General features: G+C 39.4%; 20 protein-coding genes and 1 riboswitch. Of the genes, 3 read left to right on the top strand and 17 right to left on the bottom strand.

What is annotated here, in order from left to right:
- Positions 1-21: 21 nt before the first annotated feature.
- The 11 genes from nspC to AC1TO6_RS06050 form a co-directional block, all read right to left on the bottom strand.
- Positions 22-1,158 (bottom strand): carboxynorspermidine decarboxylase, encoded by a 1,137-nt coding sequence (gene nspC, locus AC1TO6_RS06100; protein WP_482100723.1) that lies wholly within the window; start codon positions 1,156-1,158, stop codon positions 22-24.
- 12 nt (positions 1,159-1,170) lie between these two features.
- Entirely contained in the window at positions 1,171-2,370 is a 1,200-nt protein-coding gene (locus AC1TO6_RS06095; RefSeq protein WP_482100722.1) for a saccharopine dehydrogenase family protein, read from the bottom strand.
- Positions 2,371-2,614: 244 nt separating this feature from the next.
- The gene (gene speB, locus AC1TO6_RS06090; protein ID WP_482100721.1) at positions 2,615-3,469 is read right to left on the bottom strand and encodes an agmatinase; all 855 of its coding nucleotides are present in this window, start codon (positions 3,467-3,469) and stop codon (positions 2,615-2,617) included.
- The gene (speE, locus tag AC1TO6_RS06085) at positions 3,459-4,310 is read right to left on the bottom strand and encodes a polyamine aminopropyltransferase (RefSeq protein WP_482100720.1); all 852 of its coding nucleotides are present in this window, start codon (positions 4,308-4,310) and stop codon (positions 3,459-3,461) included. The genes speB and speE overlap by 11 nt, the downstream gene beginning before the upstream one ends.
- Positions 4,307-5,734 (bottom strand): aminotransferase class I/II-fold pyridoxal phosphate-dependent enzyme, encoded by a 1,428-nt coding sequence (locus AC1TO6_RS06080; RefSeq protein ID WP_482101006.1) that lies wholly within the window; start codon positions 5,732-5,734, stop codon positions 4,307-4,309. Before AC1TO6_RS06080 ends, speE begins: the two co-directional genes overlap by 4 nt.
- A gap of 44 nt (positions 5,735-5,778) precedes the next feature.
- Positions 5,779-6,597: an adenosylmethionine decarboxylase gene (speD, locus tag AC1TO6_RS06075; protein WP_482100719.1), complete on the bottom strand. Its 819-nt coding sequence runs from the start codon at positions 6,595-6,597 to the stop codon at positions 5,779-5,781.
- Positions 6,598-6,920: 323 nt separating this feature from the next.
- The gene (locus AC1TO6_RS06070; protein ID WP_482100718.1) at positions 6,921-7,643 is read right to left on the bottom strand and encodes an amino acid ABC transporter ATP-binding protein; all 723 of its coding nucleotides are present in this window, start codon (positions 7,641-7,643) and stop codon (positions 6,921-6,923) included.
- A complete protein-coding gene (locus AC1TO6_RS06065; RefSeq protein WP_482100717.1) occupies positions 7,636-8,295 on the bottom strand; it encodes an amino acid ABC transporter permease in 660 nt (219 codons plus the stop codon). The genes AC1TO6_RS06070 and AC1TO6_RS06065 overlap by 8 nt, the downstream gene beginning before the upstream one ends.
- Positions 8,296-8,330: 35 nt before the next feature.
- Entirely contained in the window at positions 8,331-9,125 is a 795-nt protein-coding gene (locus AC1TO6_RS06060; protein WP_482100716.1) for a transporter substrate-binding domain-containing protein, read from the bottom strand.
- Between the two features lie 17 nt (positions 9,126-9,142).
- The gene (locus AC1TO6_RS06055) at positions 9,143-10,471 is read right to left on the bottom strand and encodes an aspartate aminotransferase family protein (protein WP_482100715.1); all 1,329 of its coding nucleotides are present in this window, start codon (positions 10,469-10,471) and stop codon (positions 9,143-9,145) included.
- A gap of 11 nt (positions 10,472-10,482) precedes the next feature.
- The gene (locus AC1TO6_RS06050) at positions 10,483-11,847 is read right to left on the bottom strand and encodes a sigma 54-interacting transcriptional regulator (protein ID WP_482100714.1); all 1,365 of its coding nucleotides are present in this window, start codon (positions 11,845-11,847) and stop codon (positions 10,483-10,485) included.
- Between the two features lie 291 nt (positions 11,848-12,138).
- On the opposite strand from AC1TO6_RS06050, the gene AC1TO6_RS06045 reads away from it, so the two are divergent.
- Together AC1TO6_RS06045 and AC1TO6_RS06040 are read left to right on the top strand one after the other, a co-directional pair.
- Positions 12,139-13,314, top strand: coding sequence for a M20 metallopeptidase family protein (locus AC1TO6_RS06045; RefSeq protein WP_482100713.1), 1,176 nt, complete (start codon positions 12,139-12,141; stop codon positions 13,312-13,314).
- A 107-nt stretch (positions 13,315-13,421) separates the two neighbouring features.
- Positions 13,422-14,567 (top strand): glycerate kinase, encoded by a 1,146-nt coding sequence (locus tag AC1TO6_RS06040; RefSeq protein WP_482101005.1) that lies wholly within the window; start codon positions 13,422-13,424, stop codon positions 14,565-14,567.
- Between the two features lie 81 nt (positions 14,568-14,648).
- Here AC1TO6_RS06040 and AC1TO6_RS06035 read toward each other — a convergent pair whose 3' ends face one another.
- From AC1TO6_RS06035 to queC, 5 genes are all read right to left on the bottom strand, one after another.
- The gene (locus AC1TO6_RS06035; RefSeq protein ID WP_482100712.1) at positions 14,649-15,200 is read right to left on the bottom strand and encodes a GDYXXLXY domain-containing protein; all 552 of its coding nucleotides are present in this window, start codon (positions 15,198-15,200) and stop codon (positions 14,649-14,651) included.
- Positions 15,197-16,273 carry a DUF2157 domain-containing protein gene (locus tag AC1TO6_RS06030; RefSeq protein ID WP_482100711.1) on the bottom strand — a complete coding sequence of 359 codons (1,077 nt, stop codon included), beginning with the start codon at positions 16,271-16,273 and terminating at the stop codon, positions 15,197-15,199. The genes AC1TO6_RS06035 and AC1TO6_RS06030 overlap by 4 nt, the downstream gene beginning before the upstream one ends.
- 384 nt (positions 16,274-16,657) lie before the next feature.
- Entirely contained in the window at positions 16,658-17,365 is a 708-nt protein-coding gene (gene queE / locus AC1TO6_RS06025) for a 7-carboxy-7-deazaguanine synthase QueE (RefSeq protein ID WP_482100710.1), read from the bottom strand.
- A complete protein-coding gene (gene queD, locus AC1TO6_RS06020) occupies positions 17,362-17,787 on the bottom strand; it encodes a 6-carboxytetrahydropterin synthase QueD (RefSeq protein ID WP_482100709.1) in 426 nt (141 codons plus the stop codon). The genes queE and queD overlap by 4 nt, the downstream gene beginning before the upstream one ends.
- Positions 17,784-18,449, bottom strand: coding sequence for a 7-cyano-7-deazaguanine synthase QueC (gene queC, locus AC1TO6_RS06015; RefSeq protein WP_482100708.1), 666 nt, complete (start codon positions 18,447-18,449; stop codon positions 17,784-17,786). Before queC ends, queD begins: the two co-directional genes overlap by 4 nt.
- 7 nt (positions 18,450-18,456) lie before the next feature.
- Positions 18,457-18,500, bottom strand: a riboswitch (PreQ1 riboswitch).
- Positions 18,501-18,912: 412 nt separating this feature from the next.
- On the opposite strand from queC, the gene AC1TO6_RS06010 reads away from it, so the two are divergent.
- Complete coding sequence (locus AC1TO6_RS06010) at positions 18,913-19,281, top strand: DUF378 domain-containing protein (protein ID WP_482100707.1); 369 nt, start codon at positions 18,913-18,915, stop codon at positions 19,279-19,281.
- A gap of 122 nt (positions 19,282-19,403) precedes the next feature.
- Here AC1TO6_RS06010 and AC1TO6_RS06005 read toward each other — a convergent pair whose 3' ends face one another.
- Positions 19,404-20,225, bottom strand: coding sequence for a squalene/phytoene synthase family protein (locus AC1TO6_RS06005; protein ID WP_482100706.1), 822 nt, complete (start codon positions 20,223-20,225; stop codon positions 19,404-19,406).
- Positions 20,226-20,385: the final 160 nt, after the last annotated feature.

Genomic DNA, 20,385 nt, shown 5'->3' with positions numbered 1-20,385 from the left:
TTTTTAGATGCCGTTCATTAATTATGACAAACGATTTCTAAAATCATCATATCCAAATTGTTTAATCACTTTAATACCATCGTTAACCGTATTTAAAATAATGGAAGGTAAGTTAACTCCATTGAATGTATTGTTTTTCACCATCGAGTAATGACCCATATCACAAAAGACCAGTTTGTCGCCAGGCTTTAAAGGCTCATCAAAAGAGTAATCACCAATGACGTCACCTGCAAGGCAAGTTGGCCCACCAAATCGATAGGTGTAAGCTTTTTCGTTCGGAAGTCCTGCGCCAATGATTTCAGGGCGATAAGGCATTTCAAGTACATCAGGCATATGGCAAGCTGCTGAAGTATCTAAAATGGCAATCGGCATTCCGTTGTGAAGGGTGTCTAAAACAGTAGCAACCAAATAACCTGTATTTAGTGCTACAGCTTCACCGGGCTCCAAATACACCTGGACGCCATATTTCTCCTTCATAAACAGGATTGAACGAATGAGTGTTTCAATATCATAATCCGGTCTTGTGATATGATGACCGCCTCCGAAGTTGATCCACTTCATATTTTGAATATACTTTCCAAACTTTTCATCTACTACTTGTAACGTTCGTTCAAGCGTATCAGAGTTTTGTTCGCACATTGTATGGAAGTGTAATCCATCGATGCCTTCAAGCTGGTCTTCCTCAAAGTTTTCAAGCGTTATACCAAATCTTGAATGTGAAAAACATGGGTTGTACATATCGACTTCGATTTCAGAGTACTCGGGGTTAATGCGCAGCCCGATTTCGATTTGCTTCGAATGATTCTGTACTTTGCCCTTGAACTGATTATATTGTTGGAATGAATTAAAGACGATATGATCTGAGTAAGTAAGAATTTCCTCAAACTCCGATTCAGAAAAAGCGGGTGCGTAGGTATGTACCTCTTTACCCATTTCTTCATAGCCTAATCTTGCTTCATGGACGGAACTAGACGTTACGCCATTCAAGTATTCTCCTATCAACGGATACACGGAGAACATCGAAAACCCTTTTTGAGCGAGTAGAATCTTACACCCGGTCCGATCGATAACTGATTTCAATTTCTCCAAGTTTTTAATGAGCAAACCTTCGTCTACTACATAGCTGGGGGAGGGGAGTGTGTTCAAGTCAATGTTCAATGTTAGTCCCCCTCAGTCAATCAGTTCAGGATTGAAGCTTTCCTGCCATGGCAAACCGTATTTGTTGAGTGCTTCCATGAATGGATCAGGATTGAACTCTTCGATATTGTGTACGCCAGGATTCTTCCATTTACCAGTCATAACAAGCATAGCACCGATCATTGCAGGTACTCCCGTTGTATAAGAAATCGCTTGTGAACCGACTTCTGCATAACATTCTTGATGGTCACAGACATTATAGACATAATATGTTTTCTCTTCGCCATCTTTGATACCTGTGAAGATACAGCCGATATTCGTTTTGCCTATTGTTCTAGGACCTAGGGAAGAAGGATCCGGTAAGATTGCTTTTAAGAATTGTAATGGAACAATTTCCTTACCTTCGAAAATAATAGGTTCGATAGAAGTCATGCCGACGTTTTCAAGTACTTTTAAATGGTTCAAATAATTCTCTGAGAACGTCATCCAGAAACGAATCTTTTTGATACCAGTAATATTGAGTGCAAGAGATTCCAATTCCTCATGATGTAACAAGTAAACATCTTTTGGACCAATTTCAGGAAGATCATAAACGCGTTTAATTGACAAAGGTTCAGTTTCAATAAACTCACCATTCTCAAAGTAGCTACCATTTGCTGTGATTTCACGGATGTTAATTTCTGGATTAAAGTTTGTGGCGAATGGATATCCATGATCACCAGCGTTTGCATCTACAATGTCAATTGTATGAATTTCATCGAAATGATGCTTTAACGCATGTGCAGAGAAGACACCTGTAACACCAGGGTCAAAACCACTACCAAGTAGGGCAGTGATACCCGCCTTTTCAAAACGTTCTCTGTACGCCCATTGCCAGCTGTATTCAAACTTGGCTTCGTCAAGTGGTTCATAATTTGCTGTATCGACATAGTCAACGCCAGTAGCAAGGCATGCATCCATAATCGTTAAGTCCTGGTAAGGCAATGCAACGTTAATGACGATATCTGGTTGGAAACGATTGATAAGTTCAACCAATTCTTCTACATTGTCCGCATCTACTTGCGCTGTTTGAATTTTAGTACGACCGCCGTCTAGTTTATCTTTCAATGCGTCACATTTAGAAACTGTACGGCTTGCGATACAGATTTCTTCGAAGACGTCTGGAACCTGACAACATTTATGAGCAACGACCCCTGCAACTCCACCAGCACCAATAATTAAAGCTTTTCCCATTAATATACACCGCCATTTTATTATTTTTAGTTATCTGAATCAATTTCATTATATAGAGGATATTGTATTAAAATCTGAACAAGGTTGATTTACACTCCAGGCAGACGCTTTCCGTTACAATCAACGGAGCTCATCCATACAAGTGAGTAATCGATAACGAAATTTAGTTAATGTTAAGTTTTTTGATTATAATAAGAAATTATGAAATTAATTTACATATAAGAATTAAGGTAAAGAATTCTTTTTAGTCCGTATTAATTGCTAATAACAATTCTCTTAACACTTTGCATGCGACAGCTGTGGAAACGCCGCTTTGATCGTAAATAGGGGATAGCTCATTTACGTCACATGCGACAATATTAAGACCGCTCGCTGTTAATATGGCATTCAGTAAATCCATAAAGCTGACACCACCGGCTTCAGGTGTACCTGTTCCGGGAAAAACAGAAGGATCCAAGACATCCAAATCAATGGTTAAATAAATGGGTTTTCCTTTAAGCTTATCAACAACTTCTTCTAAACCGTTAAAGTTGAACTTGTTAGTAAAGACGTGGTCTTGCCCCCATTGGAATTCGCTACGGTCGCCAGAGCGGATACCGAATTGGAAGATTTTATCATCTCCAAGCAAGTCCCATACCCTGTGAATGACAGTAGCATGAGAAAGAGTCTCTTCGAGATAATCCTCACGTAAATCTGCATGTGCATCAAACTGAATTACATGTAAGTCGGGATATTTTTTAGCAACAGCTCTTACAGCACCGAGTGTCACTAGATGTTCTCCGCCAATCATACATGGGATCTTGCTGTCATTCAAAATTTGAGTTGTGAAATCCTCAATTTGTCCTAGCGCTCTAGAAGTATTTCCGAAACTTAATTCTAAATCACCACCGTCAAATACAGTGATATCTTCCAAATCTCTATCCTGATAGGGGCTATACGTCTCAATACCAAACGATTCGCCGCGCATGGCTTTACTAGCAAAGCGAGTACCTGGGCGGAAAGAAGTCGTTGAGTCGAAGGGGGCGCCGAAAATGACGATTTTTGATTCGTCATACTCATTGTCACAGCCAATAAACGTTTCAATATTTCTATTCAACATCTTTTAATTGCTCCTTTACATAGTTTGGAAGAGCGAATGAACCGACATGTATGCCCGTATTGTAATACTTCGTTTTCAAGCCAAGTTCGTTCCATGCCGCTACATCCAAATCTTGAATAGGGTCAAACTTTTTGGACGCGAATCCAAATAACCAATGTCCGGATGGATAAGTGGGCATATGAAATTGATACACTTTACAAACAGGGAAGAACCCTACAATTTTTTGATGTGCTTTCCTCATCCCGAGTGCGTCTTCAGCGTAAAATGGACTTTCGTGCTGATTTACAAGAATTCCATCATCAGTTAGAGCTTTGTAACAGTTGCCGTAAAATTCTTTAGTGAATAATCCTTCGCCTGGACCAAATGGGTCTGTTGAATCCACGATAATTAAATCATATTCATTTTCTATCCTGCGAACAAATTTTAACCCGTCTTCAAAGTGTAATTTGACTCTAGGGTCATCCAGTTTTGAGGCCGTCTGTGGCAAGTATTCCTTGCATACATCTACAACCAATTTATCAATTTCCACCATATCGATTTCCTCAATCGTTGGATAGGCAGTTAACTCGCGGATTGTTCCACCATCACCAGCTCCGATAACTAGCACTTTTTTGATAGCTGGATTAGTCGCAAGTGCAACATGTGTAATCATTTCGTGATAAATGAATTCATCCTTTTCTGTCAACATGACCAGTCCATCCAGTGTTAGAACTCTTCCGAACTCTGCCGTTTGTAAAATATCGATTTTTTGAAAATCACTTTTTCCGGTGTAGAGGTGCTCTTCCACTTTCAAGGAAAAACGGACATTGGGCGAATGATTTTCTGTGTACCATAAATTCATTCCACCAACTCCTTCAATACATTAATATTTTCAATATTGCTGTCCTCAGTACCGGTTAGGAAACAACCTTTTACTTTTGAGTAATCAATGAAATCTAAAATCTCTTTTGTAATTCGTTCACCTGGAGCAAGAATAGGGATGCCAGGTGGGTAGCACATCACGAATTCGCTGGAAATATAACCCGCGCTTTCTGAGATAGGTAACTTTTGCTTTGGTGCATAAAAGGCCTCTTGCGGGGTTAAAACCACCAACGGACTGATATATTCATGAATGTAAATCCTGTTTTTATCTTTAGAGTAGCGACGTTTGATCTCTGCTAAGGCAGCTACTAAACGTTCCAAATCCAAATGCCTATCGCCAACAGAAATATAGGCCAAAATATTACCGATATCGCCAAACTCGATTTGAATATCATACTCATCTCGCAGAATATCATATACTTCAATTCCAGCCAATCCGATTTCACGCGTATCTACCGAGAGTTTCGTTACGTCAAAGTCGTAAATTGTATCTCCATTAATAAGCTCTCTTGAATAGGCGTAATAGCCATCAATTTTGTTGATTTCATCCCTGGTGTATTGCGCCATTTCTGCTACTTTTTTAAAAATCTCTATCCCATTAAGAGCTAAACTTCGTCTTGAGATATCTAAAGAGGATAGCAATAAGTAAGAACCGCTTGTTGTTTGCGTCAAATTAATAATTTGTCGTGTATAACCTTCACTTACGTCATTATTAATCAATAAAAATGAACTTTGTGTCAATGAACCTCCAGATTTGTGCATACTAACGGATGCCATATCAGCACCAACTGACATTGCAGAAGCAGGGAGGTTATTACCGAAGTAGAAATGCGTGCCATGTGCTTCATCTACAAGGACGAGCATGCCATGCTTATGGGCTAGATCGGTTAGTGCCTTCAAGTTAGAACAAATCCCATAATAAGTAGGGTTATTGATAAGGATGGCTTTAGCATCTGTATTCTCTAAAATAGCTTGTTCCACATCTTTTACGGACATCCCTAGGGGAATACCGAGTTCACTGTGGACGCCGGGATTTACATAAATGGGTACAGCACCGCTTAAAATGAGTGCATTAATGGCGCTACGATGAACGTTGCGAGGCATAATGATCTTATCTCCAGCTTTGCATGCCGTCATGATCATTGCCTGTACAGCAGATGTTGTCCCATTCACCATGAAAAAGGCATTCTTTGCATTAAAGGCTTGAGCGGCTAATTCTTCAGCCTCTTTGATGACTGAAACCGGATGACATAGATTATCAAGCGGCTTCATGGAATTGACATCCATGGTCAGGCATTGCTCACCTAAGAATGCAGCTAATTCAGGATTACCTCTTCCGCGTTTATGACCAGGGACATCGAAAGGGACGACACGCATAGATTTATATTGATTGAGGGCCTCCATGATGGGGGCTCTATGTTGCAAATGATTTGTCACGTTATCACCCCTTATTCATCTATATTAGAACCGTTAAAAATCTCTGTCATTTCTCTACGTAACATCGTTGTAATCTCGAGTCTTTCACTAATAGGAAGCTCAGAGACATTCGTATTAAACAAATAATTTTGTAAGTTTATGTCTTTTATCAATAGTTTCGTGTGGAAAATATTTGATTGATGGACATTAATATCTTTCCAATCGTATTTCAGCAAGGTTTCACTGTCAATATAATCCCGGATGGATTCCATAGCATGATCTATATATACTTTCTTCCCTTCAATGCTACGAGTAAACCCACGCACGCGGTAATCAGTAGTTATAATATCCGAATCAAAACTGCCAATCAGATAATCCAGTGCATTCAAAGGTGAAATTTTACCACACGTCGAGACATCGATATCTACCCGGAAAGTAGCAATCGAGTTATCTGGGTGATATTCAGGATATGTATGCACAGTCACATGACTTTTGTCCAAATGACCTACAACTGTATTACGGGTTTTAAGAATTGACAGTTCCTCTTGACTGTAAGGGCCGTCAATCAGTGGTCCAGGAAAGGAACCTTCAGAGATAAGAATTGTTACGCTCGCACCCTGGGGATCATAATCCTGCTTACTAACATTCAAAACTTGAGCACCAATAATTTCGGTCACTTCATGGAGAATTGCCGTTAATCTCTCAGAATTATATTGTTCATCAATATACTCGATATATTCACTTTGCTCCCGCTCACTTTTCGCATAGCAAACATCATAGATGTTGAAGCTAAGTGTCTTGGTGAGGTTGTTAAAGCCATATAGCTTCAGCTTATTTTCCAACCCTAACATCACGCCTCTCATGTGAAAACAATACTAATTATAGCACGTCTAATTCTTAGTCAATATAGTTATTTTTAGAAAAAGTAAAATAAATTTATCATTATTAGGCGTACGATATCATAACTACGTAGAGGCCAATGTCATTGAAATATAATAGATACGACTCGCACTATCCGCGTTAGTTACATAATCCTATTTCCAAGTGAATTATTGTTTTCGTTATTATAGTCTGTGGATTAGACTTCAACTTTATGCGTTAAAACAAAAAGCCAGTTACTCGGCTTAAATAGTTTGCTGAGTAACTGGTAGTGGTAATTATATAATTATTTAATTTACAAAATCTTCTCTAAAAAGTCTTGTGCTCGTTTACTCTTTGGTGAAGAGAAGAACTCGGCAGGGGGGGCATCTTCTACTAATTGACCATCGTCTAAAAATAACACGCGATCTGCCACTTCTCTTGCAAATCCCATTTCATGTGTCACGATTGCCATTGTCATTCCCGTTACTGCTAACGATTTTATAACTTCGAGTACTTCCTTAACCATTTCGGGATCAAGGGCGGAAGTCGGCTCATCAAACAGCATCATTTCAGGTGACATTGCCAAAGCCCTTGCAATTGCTACACGCTGCTTTTGCCCACCTGATAACCTTACTGGGTGTTCTTTCTCTTTTTCGGAAAGGCCAACTTTTTTTAATAATTCACGACCAAGATTTTCTGCGTCACTCTTCGAAGTGCCTTTTACCATCATTGGTGCATATATAATATTTTCAAGAACAGTCTTATGAGGGAAGAGGTTGAACTGTTGAAATACCATTCCCACTTGTTCTCTAACCTTCATGATATTCACTTTGGGATTTGTCACTTCATTATCATTCACCCATATTTGTCCGCTGGTGGGATTTTCAAGAAGATTTATACAGCGAAGAAATGTTGATTTCCCGGAACCTGAAGGGCCAATAATCGCGATGATTTCCCCTTGTTGAATGGTGGTTGAAATACCTTTCAAAACCTCAACTTTTCCGAAGTTTTTACGGAGATTCTGGATCTTAATCACTTCTTCTCATCCTCCTTTCAATCACTTTCCCAAGAAGTGTTAACACAATTACCATCAGATAGTAGATGACACCTGCGAAGATAAGGGATTCAAAATAGCGATAAGTGCTACCACCGACAATATAAGATCTTCTCATAATGTCCGTGACACCAATTACAGTGACAATCGCGGATTCCTTCGTTAACGTGATAAACTCATTTACTAATGCGGGTAAAATATTTTTCAAAGCTTGCGGTAAAACGATATCTTTCATCATTTTCTTATAAGGAATACCGAGGGCCATTGAAGCTTCTAGCTGTCCTTTATCTACAGCTAAAATACCAGCTCTAATAATTTCTGAGATATATGCACCCGAATTTAAACCGAATGCCAAGATAGCTGCGGTATACGCACTAACTTTTATATCGAAAAGTTGTGGGGTACCGTAATAGATTAAAAGAAGTTGGAGAATTAACGGTGTTCCACGGAAAATGGACGTATAGATATCCGCAAACCATTTGAGTCCTTTAAATGGTCCGATTTTACATAATGCCAAAAGAATTCCGATTGCAAAACCTATAAGTGCCGCTACGCTAACAATTTTTAGAGTGACCGCGATTCCTTGCAGAATATAAGGAATCGAGGGAGCAATTTGTGTAAAGTCTAAATTCATGGGTTACACCCTCTCTTCCTATCTGACTTAGTTGCTTAGTTGCTGAACCATTTCAAAACTAGTTTTTCTACTTCGCCTTTGTCTTGTAATTCTTTTAGGGCTTGGTCAAATTCAGCAGTCAATGGACTGTCCTTTTGGAATGCCATTGATAAACCTAATTTGTGCTCTTCAGGAAGCTCAAAACTAGATAGGTCCTTATCTGACTCGATGTAGCCATTTGCCACTACATCCGCAATTACGATTGCATCAAGATGGCCAGATTTGATTTCTTGGAATAAATCTGGAACACGGTCCCGGCTTTCGACTGTATACCCATATTGTTCTTCAAGTGATTTCGCACCTTTTTCTTGAACAGAAGCTGTTTGTGCGCCTACTTTTTTACCTTTAAGATCTTCCGCACTATTGATATTGCTGTCTTTTGCTGTAATTACCAGATTTGTTGCTGTGAAATAGGCTGTTGAAAAATCCACTACTTTTTTACGTTCTTCATTGTTGCCGTCCATACCAGCAACGACCATGTCAATGCTCTTTGCTTGTAACGCTGGAATTAGGCCATTGAAATCCATATCTTCAATTTCAAGCTCATAGCCAAGTTCATTTGCAACCATTTTTGCTAAATCTATATCGAAGCCAATAATTTCATCACCTACCGCAGTGTCAACATATTCGAAAGGAGGGTAATCAGCTGAAGTACCCATCTTAAGAATCTTGGTTTCTTCCGTATCTGAAGTACCTGTTGTTCCGCTATCCGCCTCATCTTTCGTTCCACATGCCGCTAGTACGCTCATAACTAAAACGAGTAGAAGTGCAATTCCTGACCATTTTTTCATATTAAATCTCTCCATTCTCAATTGGTTTTATTTTCGAATTCCGTTAAAGCTTCATCCAATACGTTCAATCCATCGTCAATCTGCTCTTTCGTTATTGTAAGCGGGGGAATCATCCGGATAACTTCACCCGAGTTACCGCATAAGTAGAACAGAACGCCTTTTTGGAGACAACTATCTAGCACAGTCAATACGGCTTCGCCATCAGGTTCGCCCGAATCAGGATTCCCAAGTTCGATACCAATCATCAAGCCGACACCTCTAATATCGGTAATAACTGGGTGGTTCTCTTTCATTTCAAGCAGGCGTTTCTTTGCATAGGCACCCATTTCGGTCGCGTTTTCCAATAACTTTTCTTCTTTCATCACTTCAAGAGAAGCAAGGGCAGCAGAGCAGGCTATAGGGTTACCGCCAAAAGTCGTTCCATGTGTGCCGAGTGGCCATTGATCCATCAGTTCCTTGGAGGCGACCGTCGCACTTAACGGAAGTCCTGCGGCAATTCCTTTAGCAATCGCCATGATGTCCGGTTTAACATCAAATGTCTGTGCAGCAAACCAATTACCAGTACGACCAAACCCTGTTTGGACTTCATCGAATATTAGAAGAATGCCATGACGGTCGCAAATTTCACGAACTTTTTTAAGCCATGCCTTTGGCGGAATGATGTAGCCACCTTCGCCAAGAACTGGTTCGATGATCATGCAGGCGACTTCTTCAGGATCAACTTGGTGATTGAAAAGTTTTTTTACGTCTTGTTCTAGTTTTTCAGGGAAGAAGACTTCAGGATCTGCACCTTCAGGAAGGTATTCAGGTAAAGCATATGGCAATTGATATGAAAGCCATGTGGGTTGCAGGTGTTTTCGGTATTTACTTTTAGATGTTGTAACGCTTAATGCACCCATTGAACGTCCGTGGAAGCATCCTGTAAAAGAAACAATATATGGTCGGCGAGAAGTGTACTTGGCAAGTTTTAATGCACCTTCAATCGCTTCAGTACCACTATTTGCGAAAAAGAAGTTATCGAGTTTTGGTGGCAAAATCGATTGTAATTCTGCAGCGAGTTTCAGAATTGATTCGTAAATGATGACGCCAGAGGGACCATGTATTAGGTTGTCCGCACTGTCTTTTATCGCCTGAACTACTTTTGGATGACGATGACCGACGTTTTCCACGGCAATACCAGATGTGAAGTCTAAATACCTTTTACCATCAGCGCCGTAGTAATAACATCCCTCAGCTTTAACAACCGGTAAATTCGGATGGTCTTTTGCCATGCTAGGTGCGAGAAAGTTTCCGATATTGTCGACCATATGAAGCCAATCTTGTTTTTCATTGTTTTGTAGAGACAATCTAGACACTCCTATTGAAATTCATTGTATTTTTTTAGTTTGCGTACGACGGAAGGTTGACTTATTCCTAAGAATTTCGCAATTTCAGTTGTTGTTCGATAGCGCTCTTGTGCGTCTCTTAAGACTTTCATTTCTACGTCTTCTAAAATGCTTGGGAGCGTACGACCTTCAAGATGAATAATAGACAAATCATTTGTGGTTTCTCTGCGGTATTCTGGTGGTAAGTCTATCGACGTGATAATAGAAGAAGTACTTTGAACAACAAGTCGTTCCATTACATTTTTCAGCTCGCTGTGATTGCCCGGCCATTCAAGTCGAAGTAGATGGTTAAACAAATCATCTGCAATTCTCTTCTCGGTATGGTGATAACTGACAAAGTGACGTAAATAAAATGTAATTAAAGCACTCAAATCTTCTTTTCTCTCATGTAATGGTTTTAAATAAATAGGCACAATATGAAGTAAATAATATAAGTCTCGGTTAAATTCTTTTCCAAGTAATGCATCTGTAAGAACACTTTCGGAAGAGCTGATGAGTCTCACATTAAGTGGAATGGCTATCGTTGAATGGATAGGTGTGTACTTACGTGCTTTTAAAACACTTACCAGTTTCCCTTGTAAATGAACAGACAACTTATTAATCCCTTTTAAATAGAGTGTACCTCCATGAGATAACGTCAACAATCCGGTTTCTGTGTTTTCAAACTCACCACCGAATAGTTCTCGTTCAAACATCGCTTCAGGTATTGTTTCGCAGTCGATTTCAATGAATGGCCCATCTTTACGAGTACTTTCATTGTGAATGACCTTTGCCATTGTCGTTTTCCCGGTTCCTGCTTCTCCATAAAGGAAAATGGAGACGTCAAGTGCGGCTGCATTACGTGCAGTTTCATAGGCGATTCGAGTTGATCTGCTTTCAATCGTCAGCCCATCAATTGTAAGATTTTCTTTTCGTAAGTGAGATAGTTCTTGTTTTGCCAAAGACATTTCAAGTTCAAGATCTTTCATGTATTCCTGGATAACCAGAAGTTCTGCTACTTCATATGAATAGCTCATTACAAATTCAACTTCACCCGATTCATTAAAAAAAGGCATACCAGTAATAAGTACTTTCTGTCCAGCAGGTGTGGATTGTATAATGACTACTTTCTTTTTCTGTTGAAGTACTAAAGGTGTTATGGCAGGCGAGAATATCCCCATTTTCTCCAGCGCATAAACGGACTTTCCGAGTAACTCTTCAGCTTGTATACCATAATTTCTTCCACTAATTTGCGAGGCTTTTACTATGATACCTGCGTGATTGGTTACGATGATGTCTTCGTCATATGAATCGATAATTTCTTCCCTTGAATTTGGATGTAAGAAAAATCCTAACATACGACCACCTTTCCTCAGAATGACATTATTCAATTTTGAATTATTATTTAGAAGTAAATAAATTGTACTGCTTTTTCAGAAAAGCGGCAATAGATATTTAAAAATAGGGAAGATTTTTTTATGTAAATAGTTGATAACGTTGAAAAGTATAACATGTATGTTCATTCTTGCACAAGTATAATTATGCAAAAATGAATAAAGGGAAATTAGGATTTCCTTTCTCTATTGCTTTATGATTAACTGACTAGAAGGGCTACAATTTAAATTCATTAAATGGAAGGAGAATTATGAATGCTAAAAGAAATGATATTCAAGAATATATCGGATGCTAGGATGGAAATGATAAAGATTCGTCGTCATTTACATATGCATCCTGAGCTATCACATCAGGAGATTGAAACGCCTAATTTCATCGCGAACTACTTGGAAGACTTGGGAATTGAAGTTAGGCGGGGGGTTGGTGGAAGAGGAGTCACGGGGATAATTCGTGGTGGGAGGTCTGGGAAAACAATTGCATTTAGAGCGGATTTTGATGCGTTGCCAATTCAAGATGCTAAAAATGTCCCTTATCAATCAACTGTTCCCGGAGTCATGCATGCTTGTGGGCATGACGGTCATACTGCAGCATTACTAGGGTTTGCGAAATCTTTGAATTCAGTAAAGGACCAACTTCAGGGAACTATTGTGCTTATTCATCAGTTCGGGGAAGAACTGCCACCTGGTGGGTCAAGGGCAATGATTGAAGATGGTTGCCTTGAAAACGTCGATGCGATTTACGGTGCCCATCTACAGTCCAATATGGAAGCGGGTTATGTCTATGTGCGTGATGGTTATTTACAGGCTGGAGAAGATACGTTAAAAATCACTGTAAATGGTTCTGGAGCACATGGGGCGGAACCGCAAAATGGGGCAGACCCGATTCTGGCAGCCAGTCATATTATGGTTGCCCTACAGTCGATTGTAAGCCGCAATGCAGACCCATTGAAAGAACTTGTCATTTCGATAGGGAAGTTTCATGCAGGGGATGCGGATAACGTCATTCCTGAGAAAGCAGTTATGGAAGGGACAATTCGCGTCTTTGATGAGGACTTGCGAATGCTTGCCGGCAAACGTCTAATTGAACTTGCACAATTTGTCGGTCGTGGACTCGGTTGTGAAGTTGAAGTCCAAATAGAAAAAGGCTATGACGCACTTTGGAATCATCCAACACAAGTGAATATTGTCCGGCAAGTGGTAACGGATGCATTTGGTATGGACGTTTTGGTGGAAACTCAACCAATTATGCCGGTTGAAGACTTTTCTTATTTTCTGCAAAGAATTCCAGGCGCATTTTTCTTCGTTGGAGCAAAAATGGATGACACAGATAATGTCTTTCCACATCATCATGAACGATTTGACTTTCACGAACCTGCAATGGAAATGATCGCGAAAACATTCGCGGGAATTGTACTTGCATATCAAACATAACCAATGCTCGGAGCGCAATAGCCCGTACAATATTAAAGGCAGGACTATAATTTTATAATAAATGAATGCTAGATGTTGTAAACGGTTGAATAAAGGGGGAGTTAAAGATTAAAATAGTTATCGCTCCAGATTCATTTAAAGGCAGTGTCACAGCGATGGAAGCTGCACGGTCGATTGAAAAAGGTGTTTTCCAAGCGTTTCCAAATGCAGAAACGGTCCTTGTTCCTGTAGCAGATGGGGGTGAGGGAACAATGGAAAACTTAGTCGCTGTTACCAAAGGGTATACGAAGACAGTTCTTGTTATAGGACCACTTAGAAGTCCGATTGAAGCTAAATACGGTGTGCTTGGAGATACTAAAACTTGTATCATCGAGATGGCGACTGCATCAGGTTTGAATTTATTGAGCAGTACTGAATTAGATCCACTTAACGCAACTACTTATGGAACAGGTCAATTGATTAGACATGCACTCGATGAAGGATTTAGAAGTTTCATATTGGCGCTTGGTGGTTCAGCAACCAACGATGGGGGCGCTGGAATGCTTCAAGCACTAGGTCTAGAACTGAGGGATAATACAGGTGCGGAGCTTGATTTGGGCGGGGGATCATTGAATCAACTTGATTGTATTTCAACGGAAAACTTTGATCCCCGCATTATTGAGAGTCAATTTTTGATAGCGTCTGATGTTGAGAATCCCTTTGTTGGACCTAATGGGGCTTCACACGTGTTTGGTCCGCAAAAGGGCGCGACTAAAGAAATAGCTGAACTCTTAGACAACAACCTTTTACATTTTGCTAATTTGATTGAAAGGGAAATAGGCATTAGACTCCATGAACTTCAGGGAGCAGGTGCGGCAGGTGGTTTCGGAGGCGCAGTACTTGCGTTTTTTCCTTCAACAATGAAGCGGGGTGTAGATGTCGTACTCGAGTATACAAGGCTTGACGAACATCTATTAAATGCAGACCTTGTCATTACGGGCGAAGGACAACTGGATTTTCAAACGGCTTTTGGAAAAACACCCATGGGAGTTGCCCAAATGGCAAATAAACGCAATGTATCTACTATAATTCTGGCTGGGTCGCTAATGGGGGATATCGATTCACTTTATCAGTACGGCGTAATTGGAGCATACAGCATCATGAATAAACCGATGAGTTTAAATGAGGCCATGGAAAACGCAAGTGAGCTATTAGAAAAAGTCGCGGAACAAGTTTGTCGTACTTATTTTTCAACTAGAAAAGTGGTTGAATGATATGGAAATCAAAAAACGATTGAAAAGCTAAACAAAAAAGCCCTAAACAGTTCACCTGAACTTGTTTTGGGCTTTTTCATGTTATTGAATTGCTTGAATATCCTTCAAAATTGCATAACCGTTTTTCACCTTTAAGTGAGCAACCAATTGCCCTTTAGCAGATAAATCCTCAAGCTCTTTTCCAGTGTTTTCTGGTACATAGAATCTATCTAAACCAAAGTTAATGGAATGAACGTTTATACCTGTCGTATTTTGATAGTCATAGCCATTCAGTTTTCCAGTTAAGTAAATACTGCCTTTTGGTTTTTTATCAGTTAAGCTATCAAGTACATAAATGTCTCCCTGTTTAACTAGCTTTCCATAAACAGTTAACTGATTGGAATTCGTGTGTTTTTCAATTTTTTTCAAAATACTTGTGGGAATTTCGCTTTTTGCAACTTCCTCAATTTCATAGCGGAGCGTTACATAATCTCCATACAATAAATCTCTCGGATCCACAGGCACAGTTAACAAGCTGATATCTTCACCGTACGTTAGCGCCCATAGCGGTTTAAAAGTCAAGCTAATTAACAATATAAGAGGGATGGCTAATGCAACGATGAAACCAAAACGCTTATTTTTCATCCTGTTCATTGGCTATCACCTTTCCTCTGACGTGTCTTTTCAAACCAGAAACCAAAGCCAATTAGGATCAAACCACCAATGACAAAGAATAGTGATTTTGGCATGAAGTCATATGACAAATCTGCGTAAAAGCGGAAAATCAGTGCACAAACAATGAGAACAGCGGGTAAACTACCGATTTTCAAGAAGAACAGTAGTTTTATCGCGAAAACAATTGTGAAAATAATCGCCATGATTTCGGCAGTATCTCCAGAAACAACATCTATCCAAGTAGTTGGAAATGTTAGAAATAGACCCGCTATTCCATAGACAACTGAACCAAGCCATTCAGACGATAATTGGTACCTGCCAAACGGGTAAAAGGCGAGAAATAACCCAATGATGAAGAAAGTACTTGCAATAAGAAGCCCATGCACATCAAAATAGATGAATAAATTGAAAATAAACGTCATTGCTAAAACCGTATTAGCGATGAACAAACCTCTAGAATGATCGAACCTTTTTTCATTCATCCAAAAAAGAAATGGAATGACAAGTAGAAGGAAGTAAGGTACACCACTGATTCCACCCCATACATTGAATCCATAGATAATGAAAAATACTGTTGCTACTGCAGCTATAAATTTATCTTTCAAGTAATATGCGAGCGGTAATATCCCGAGTCCCCACATGAAGAAATCTGCATAGACGCCTGCGCTTAGGTTAAACATCTGGCCAATCAAGAAGATACCAGCACCGTACACAGCCACACCGATATAATAAAGGCTACGCGATGTTTTTGGATAACGTTCTTCCATTTTATAGCCGCCAATATAAAAGCCAGCTGTCGCAAAGAATAATAGAATAAACTTTGCAAGTTTCGGTATTTCCTGCCAATTTCCAGCGATGAAACTTAAAATACCGACACCTATTAAAATGGCTCCAAAGACCAGCAAGACCCGCACAAAACCCACTCGTTCAGTAGGCTCGTATTCCGATAGAAGTGCGCTTCTTTGATCCGTCCCAAGCTTTCCTGCTTGTTCCAAATAGCGAAACTCCTTTTCAAGAACACGGTATTCAGAATTACTGACTTTTCTCTTCATCTAATCGAGCCCCCTATTCCATAGTTTCTCGTATGCTTAATTATACCCGTTTTTATTCATTAACAACACTGGAAGTTAAGGCTATTTTCTAGAACAGTTTAAACTGTATAAGAGACAAGTGGTAGATAGACGAATGAATAGTTTTTGGGCACTCTAGTACTTAGCACATTGTATTCTTTGCTGTGTGCTATAAGAAGTGTTCTTCCTTAAAATGAAAGTAGGGATGCGACGAAATCGCATCCCTACGTATTAATACATTTCGATAATGTATTGAAGTCGTTCAATATAAAGTAATACAACTGTATCCGTATTGCTCATTGTGTGGATTAAATTATTCGCTGGCGATTCTGGACAATTACCATGGGTAATTTTATTAGTACATATCTAAACCCCACGTTTATTCCCCCATATAAGGGTATGGAGCTGAGGTAACACCCTAACGTCATTCATGATAGATGAATTGACGGTCAAATCAACCAACCATTCATACCGATTCAGTAGAGTAGACACTAGCAGTTCATTTTCAGTCGTCGTCGTATCATCGTTTCCTGTCTGTAAAAAGAAAGGAAAAGCCGGGTAACGTTGGTGGACGGCTTCGGCAAATTTGAAATCCACTTCATCAAAAATGACGATTTTCAAACTAGCCGTCGTATTAAGCAGTTTCTCCATAAATGTATCCAGTTTGCTGAAATCTGTTGCCATTCCAGAACTAGGTGGTTTTGGAGAAAGGGTAATATCATCGATTTCCAACAACCAATCCTGCCAAAAAGAAGCCTGCGTTTCAACCGCAACTTTCCAGCCTTGTTCATGGCATAAATCAACAAGTTCCCCGATACCTTTATGAAGCGCAGGATTCCCACCTGAAATTGTTACATGTGAAAATGACTGCCCACCAATTGCTTTAAGTTCATCTATAATTTCAATAGGTTGTTTCGAAACGCTCTTTCCTGAACCATCCCACGTGAAACTGGAATCACACCACGAGCATGAATAATCACACCCTGATGTCCGAACGAACATCGTTTTCAATCCCATTACCATTCCTTCACCTTGAATAGTTGGTCCGAACACCTCCATCACAGGAATCTTCATACGTTCTCCTCCAGTTTAGGCCGGTAGATGACGTAGCTTGTTGGCGTTTCACGGACAATGACCTGAAGACAGACTGCTTTATTGCTCCTCGTCTGTAGAACTTCCTGAATTGAATTATAAATCTGTTCGGCTAATTTCTCAGTTGTAGGGAAGTTAGCCTTAAATTCAGGATGATCATTCAATACGGAATGATCATATTTATCATGAATGAGGGTTTTGAGTTCCTTGAAATCAATCAGAAAACCAATTGAATCCAATTCATTTCCTCCGATTGTTATGTTCAAATAGTACGTATGCCCATGCATCACTTGGCACTTTCCAGCATTTTCACTCGGAATGTAATGCGCCGCCGAAAAATGCATGTCTTTGTTAAGTTCAAAACGAAACGAGTGCTGAACTTGTGGGTAAAATTGCTGCATCATTCGGAAACACCTTCAGACTTTTTAGTAATGTAAGCAGTTAGTCCATCATTTCGTAACACACAAGCTGGACATTCCCCGCAGCCTGAACTTGGAATTCCGTTGTAGCATGTAAGTGTTTTGTGCTGTACAAAATCAAGTGCACCTAATTCATCAGCCATTGCCCAGACCTCGGCCTTATCCAGCCACATTAAAGGCGTATGGATAACAAAGCGCCCATCCATTGCTAAATTCAACGTGACATTCAATGACTTAATAAAATTGTCACGGCAATCTGGATATCCGCTAAAATCAGTTTCACTCACACCCGTTATTAAGTGCCGGGCTCCAATCGCATCCGCATAGACAGCCGCAAACGACAGAAATAGATGATTCCTTCCTGGAACAAAGGTAGAAGGTAATTCACCATCTACTTCTTTTACTTCGATTTCATCACGTGTCAAAGCATTAGCAGATAGTTGATTAATAAGGCTCATATCGAGCAGTTTAAACGACACACCGAGCTCATCCGCAATTTTTCTTGCACATTCAATTTCCGCTGAATGGCGCTGACCATAATCAAACGTGACCGTCGCAACTTCAGCGAAATTTTTCAATGCCCAAATTAGACATGTCGTACTGTCTTGGCCGCCACTGAATACAACGACTGCTTTTTCATTTTTCATAGTAAACATCTCCTTAGTTTTTTTGAGAGGGAGTTTTCGAACCTCTTTTTCGAACAATGTTAATAATAGCATAGGAGTAGAAGCTACTAGTAGTAGTTTCCACTTTAAATAAAATGATATATTTATTCAGTATTTATATACCGATTTAATCCTAATCAATTTTAATATATAAAATGTGATTTGTTGGTACATTCATTTGTATAAAGGGAATTGACATCACCAAGGATCAAAAACGGGAAGCATAAAATATATAGGATTAGTGCCGATTAACTCCACAAATTTTTATGATTTATGTATTAAAACGCTTTTTTAGCAGAAGATAATAACGAATCTTAACAATTACCGAGAAGAGTGTTTTTATGGTGCCCATTCGTAATGATGTAATCCCTTTAAAACTCGAAACGGTATTGCGGATTCAATAATTGTTCGAAACTGCTAATTAAATAAGGGAGGTGTTAAAATCATGAGAACGATACAACGAATTGCCTTGGCTTTGGTAATAATTGGAGCAATCAACTGGGGCTTAATTGGATTCTTTAAGTTTGATTTGGTAGCATCACTATTTGGTGGACAAGAGGCGTTTTTATCACGGGTGGTTTACGGTCTGGTTGGGTTAAGTGGATTGGCTTGCTTGGGTATCTTATTTAATCCAATCGAAGAAACAGTCGCAGATAAAGAAACCAATCGTCGAGGCGTTAATAATCTCAGTTACGATACTGAGTTTGGTGAGGAAACAGACATTGCGAAGTTGCGTGAGTCTTCTAAGAAACCCATTGATGGAAAGAATTCAGCTGACACAAGAAAGCAGGATTCAACAGACAATAAAAAATAAAGGAAGCTGAGCTAAGTTGTGGCATTTGAAAAAACATCCCAGCCTATGTCATATTGACAAGGGCTGGGATGTTTTTTAATGCCTTACCTATACTTTTTCGAAGGTATTAATATAAATAGGTGTCAATTTTCATTAATAATTTCATCAACTGTAGATTCAACTTCAGCTCGTGACATTTTTTCTTTACCACTCTTAAGCGTTTTTAATGTTGTTTTTGCCAAGGCAAGTGGGATTTTACAGAATAAAAGAATGTTTTTAGTGTCTAATGACTCTACATACGCATCCGCTTTATCCAAGTTCTTTGTTGCATAGGAAAACATGTCGTTACGGTCCCAACCATCGGGAATAAAATGAACACCGCGATCAGCATCTTCCTCTTGATTGCGAAGCATATTGACTGCCTGCAAACCACGTCCGTATCCTATAGCTAATTCACGATCTGTTTTAGTTCCATCATACATCTCCCATATATCCGAAAGCATAACACCTACTAATCCTGCTACATAGTATGTATATTCATCTAAATCTTCTTTGGTTTTAACTAACCAATCCTTCTCGACCCACTTGGCCATACCGTCTGCCATAATACTTGTTGACTCTTTTACCTTGTCCATAATATTTTCCGGACAAAAAGATAGCCAATCAGCCAGCCTTAATGTTACTTCAGGTAAAAGGTCCTCATAAGGCTTTAATAGTTGTTGATAGGCTGCACCATCAAAGTCTGCTTTTAAAAGTTCGCTTGTTGAGCGCAAAAGATATTGCTTCGTCTCCGATTGTAATCCTTCGTGATCTTCAATTTCATCAATTGCTCGCATACATAAATATGCTGATCCTACAGACTTTCTTAATGTTGGATTTAGTAATTTGATGGGGATATAAAAGGTTCTACTTGTCAACTTAAGGATGTGCATGGCTTCTTTATTTAACTTTGCTTCATTAATCAATGAAATGATCCCCCTTTCACAATGAGGTTGTTAATGTTTTAACGCGTCAGATAGAAAACAATCAATTACTCGGATAATATCTCAAGTTATTCAGATTGTATTCGCTCACAATATACTTGGATCGTATAATCTTTATTGTATCATGGACGGCAGTAATACG

Source organism: Sporosarcina sp. Y352, assembly GCF_056786535.1.
The sequence above is the reverse complement of the archived record's forward strand: the minus strand, read 5'-3'. Positions and strand labels throughout refer to the sequence as shown.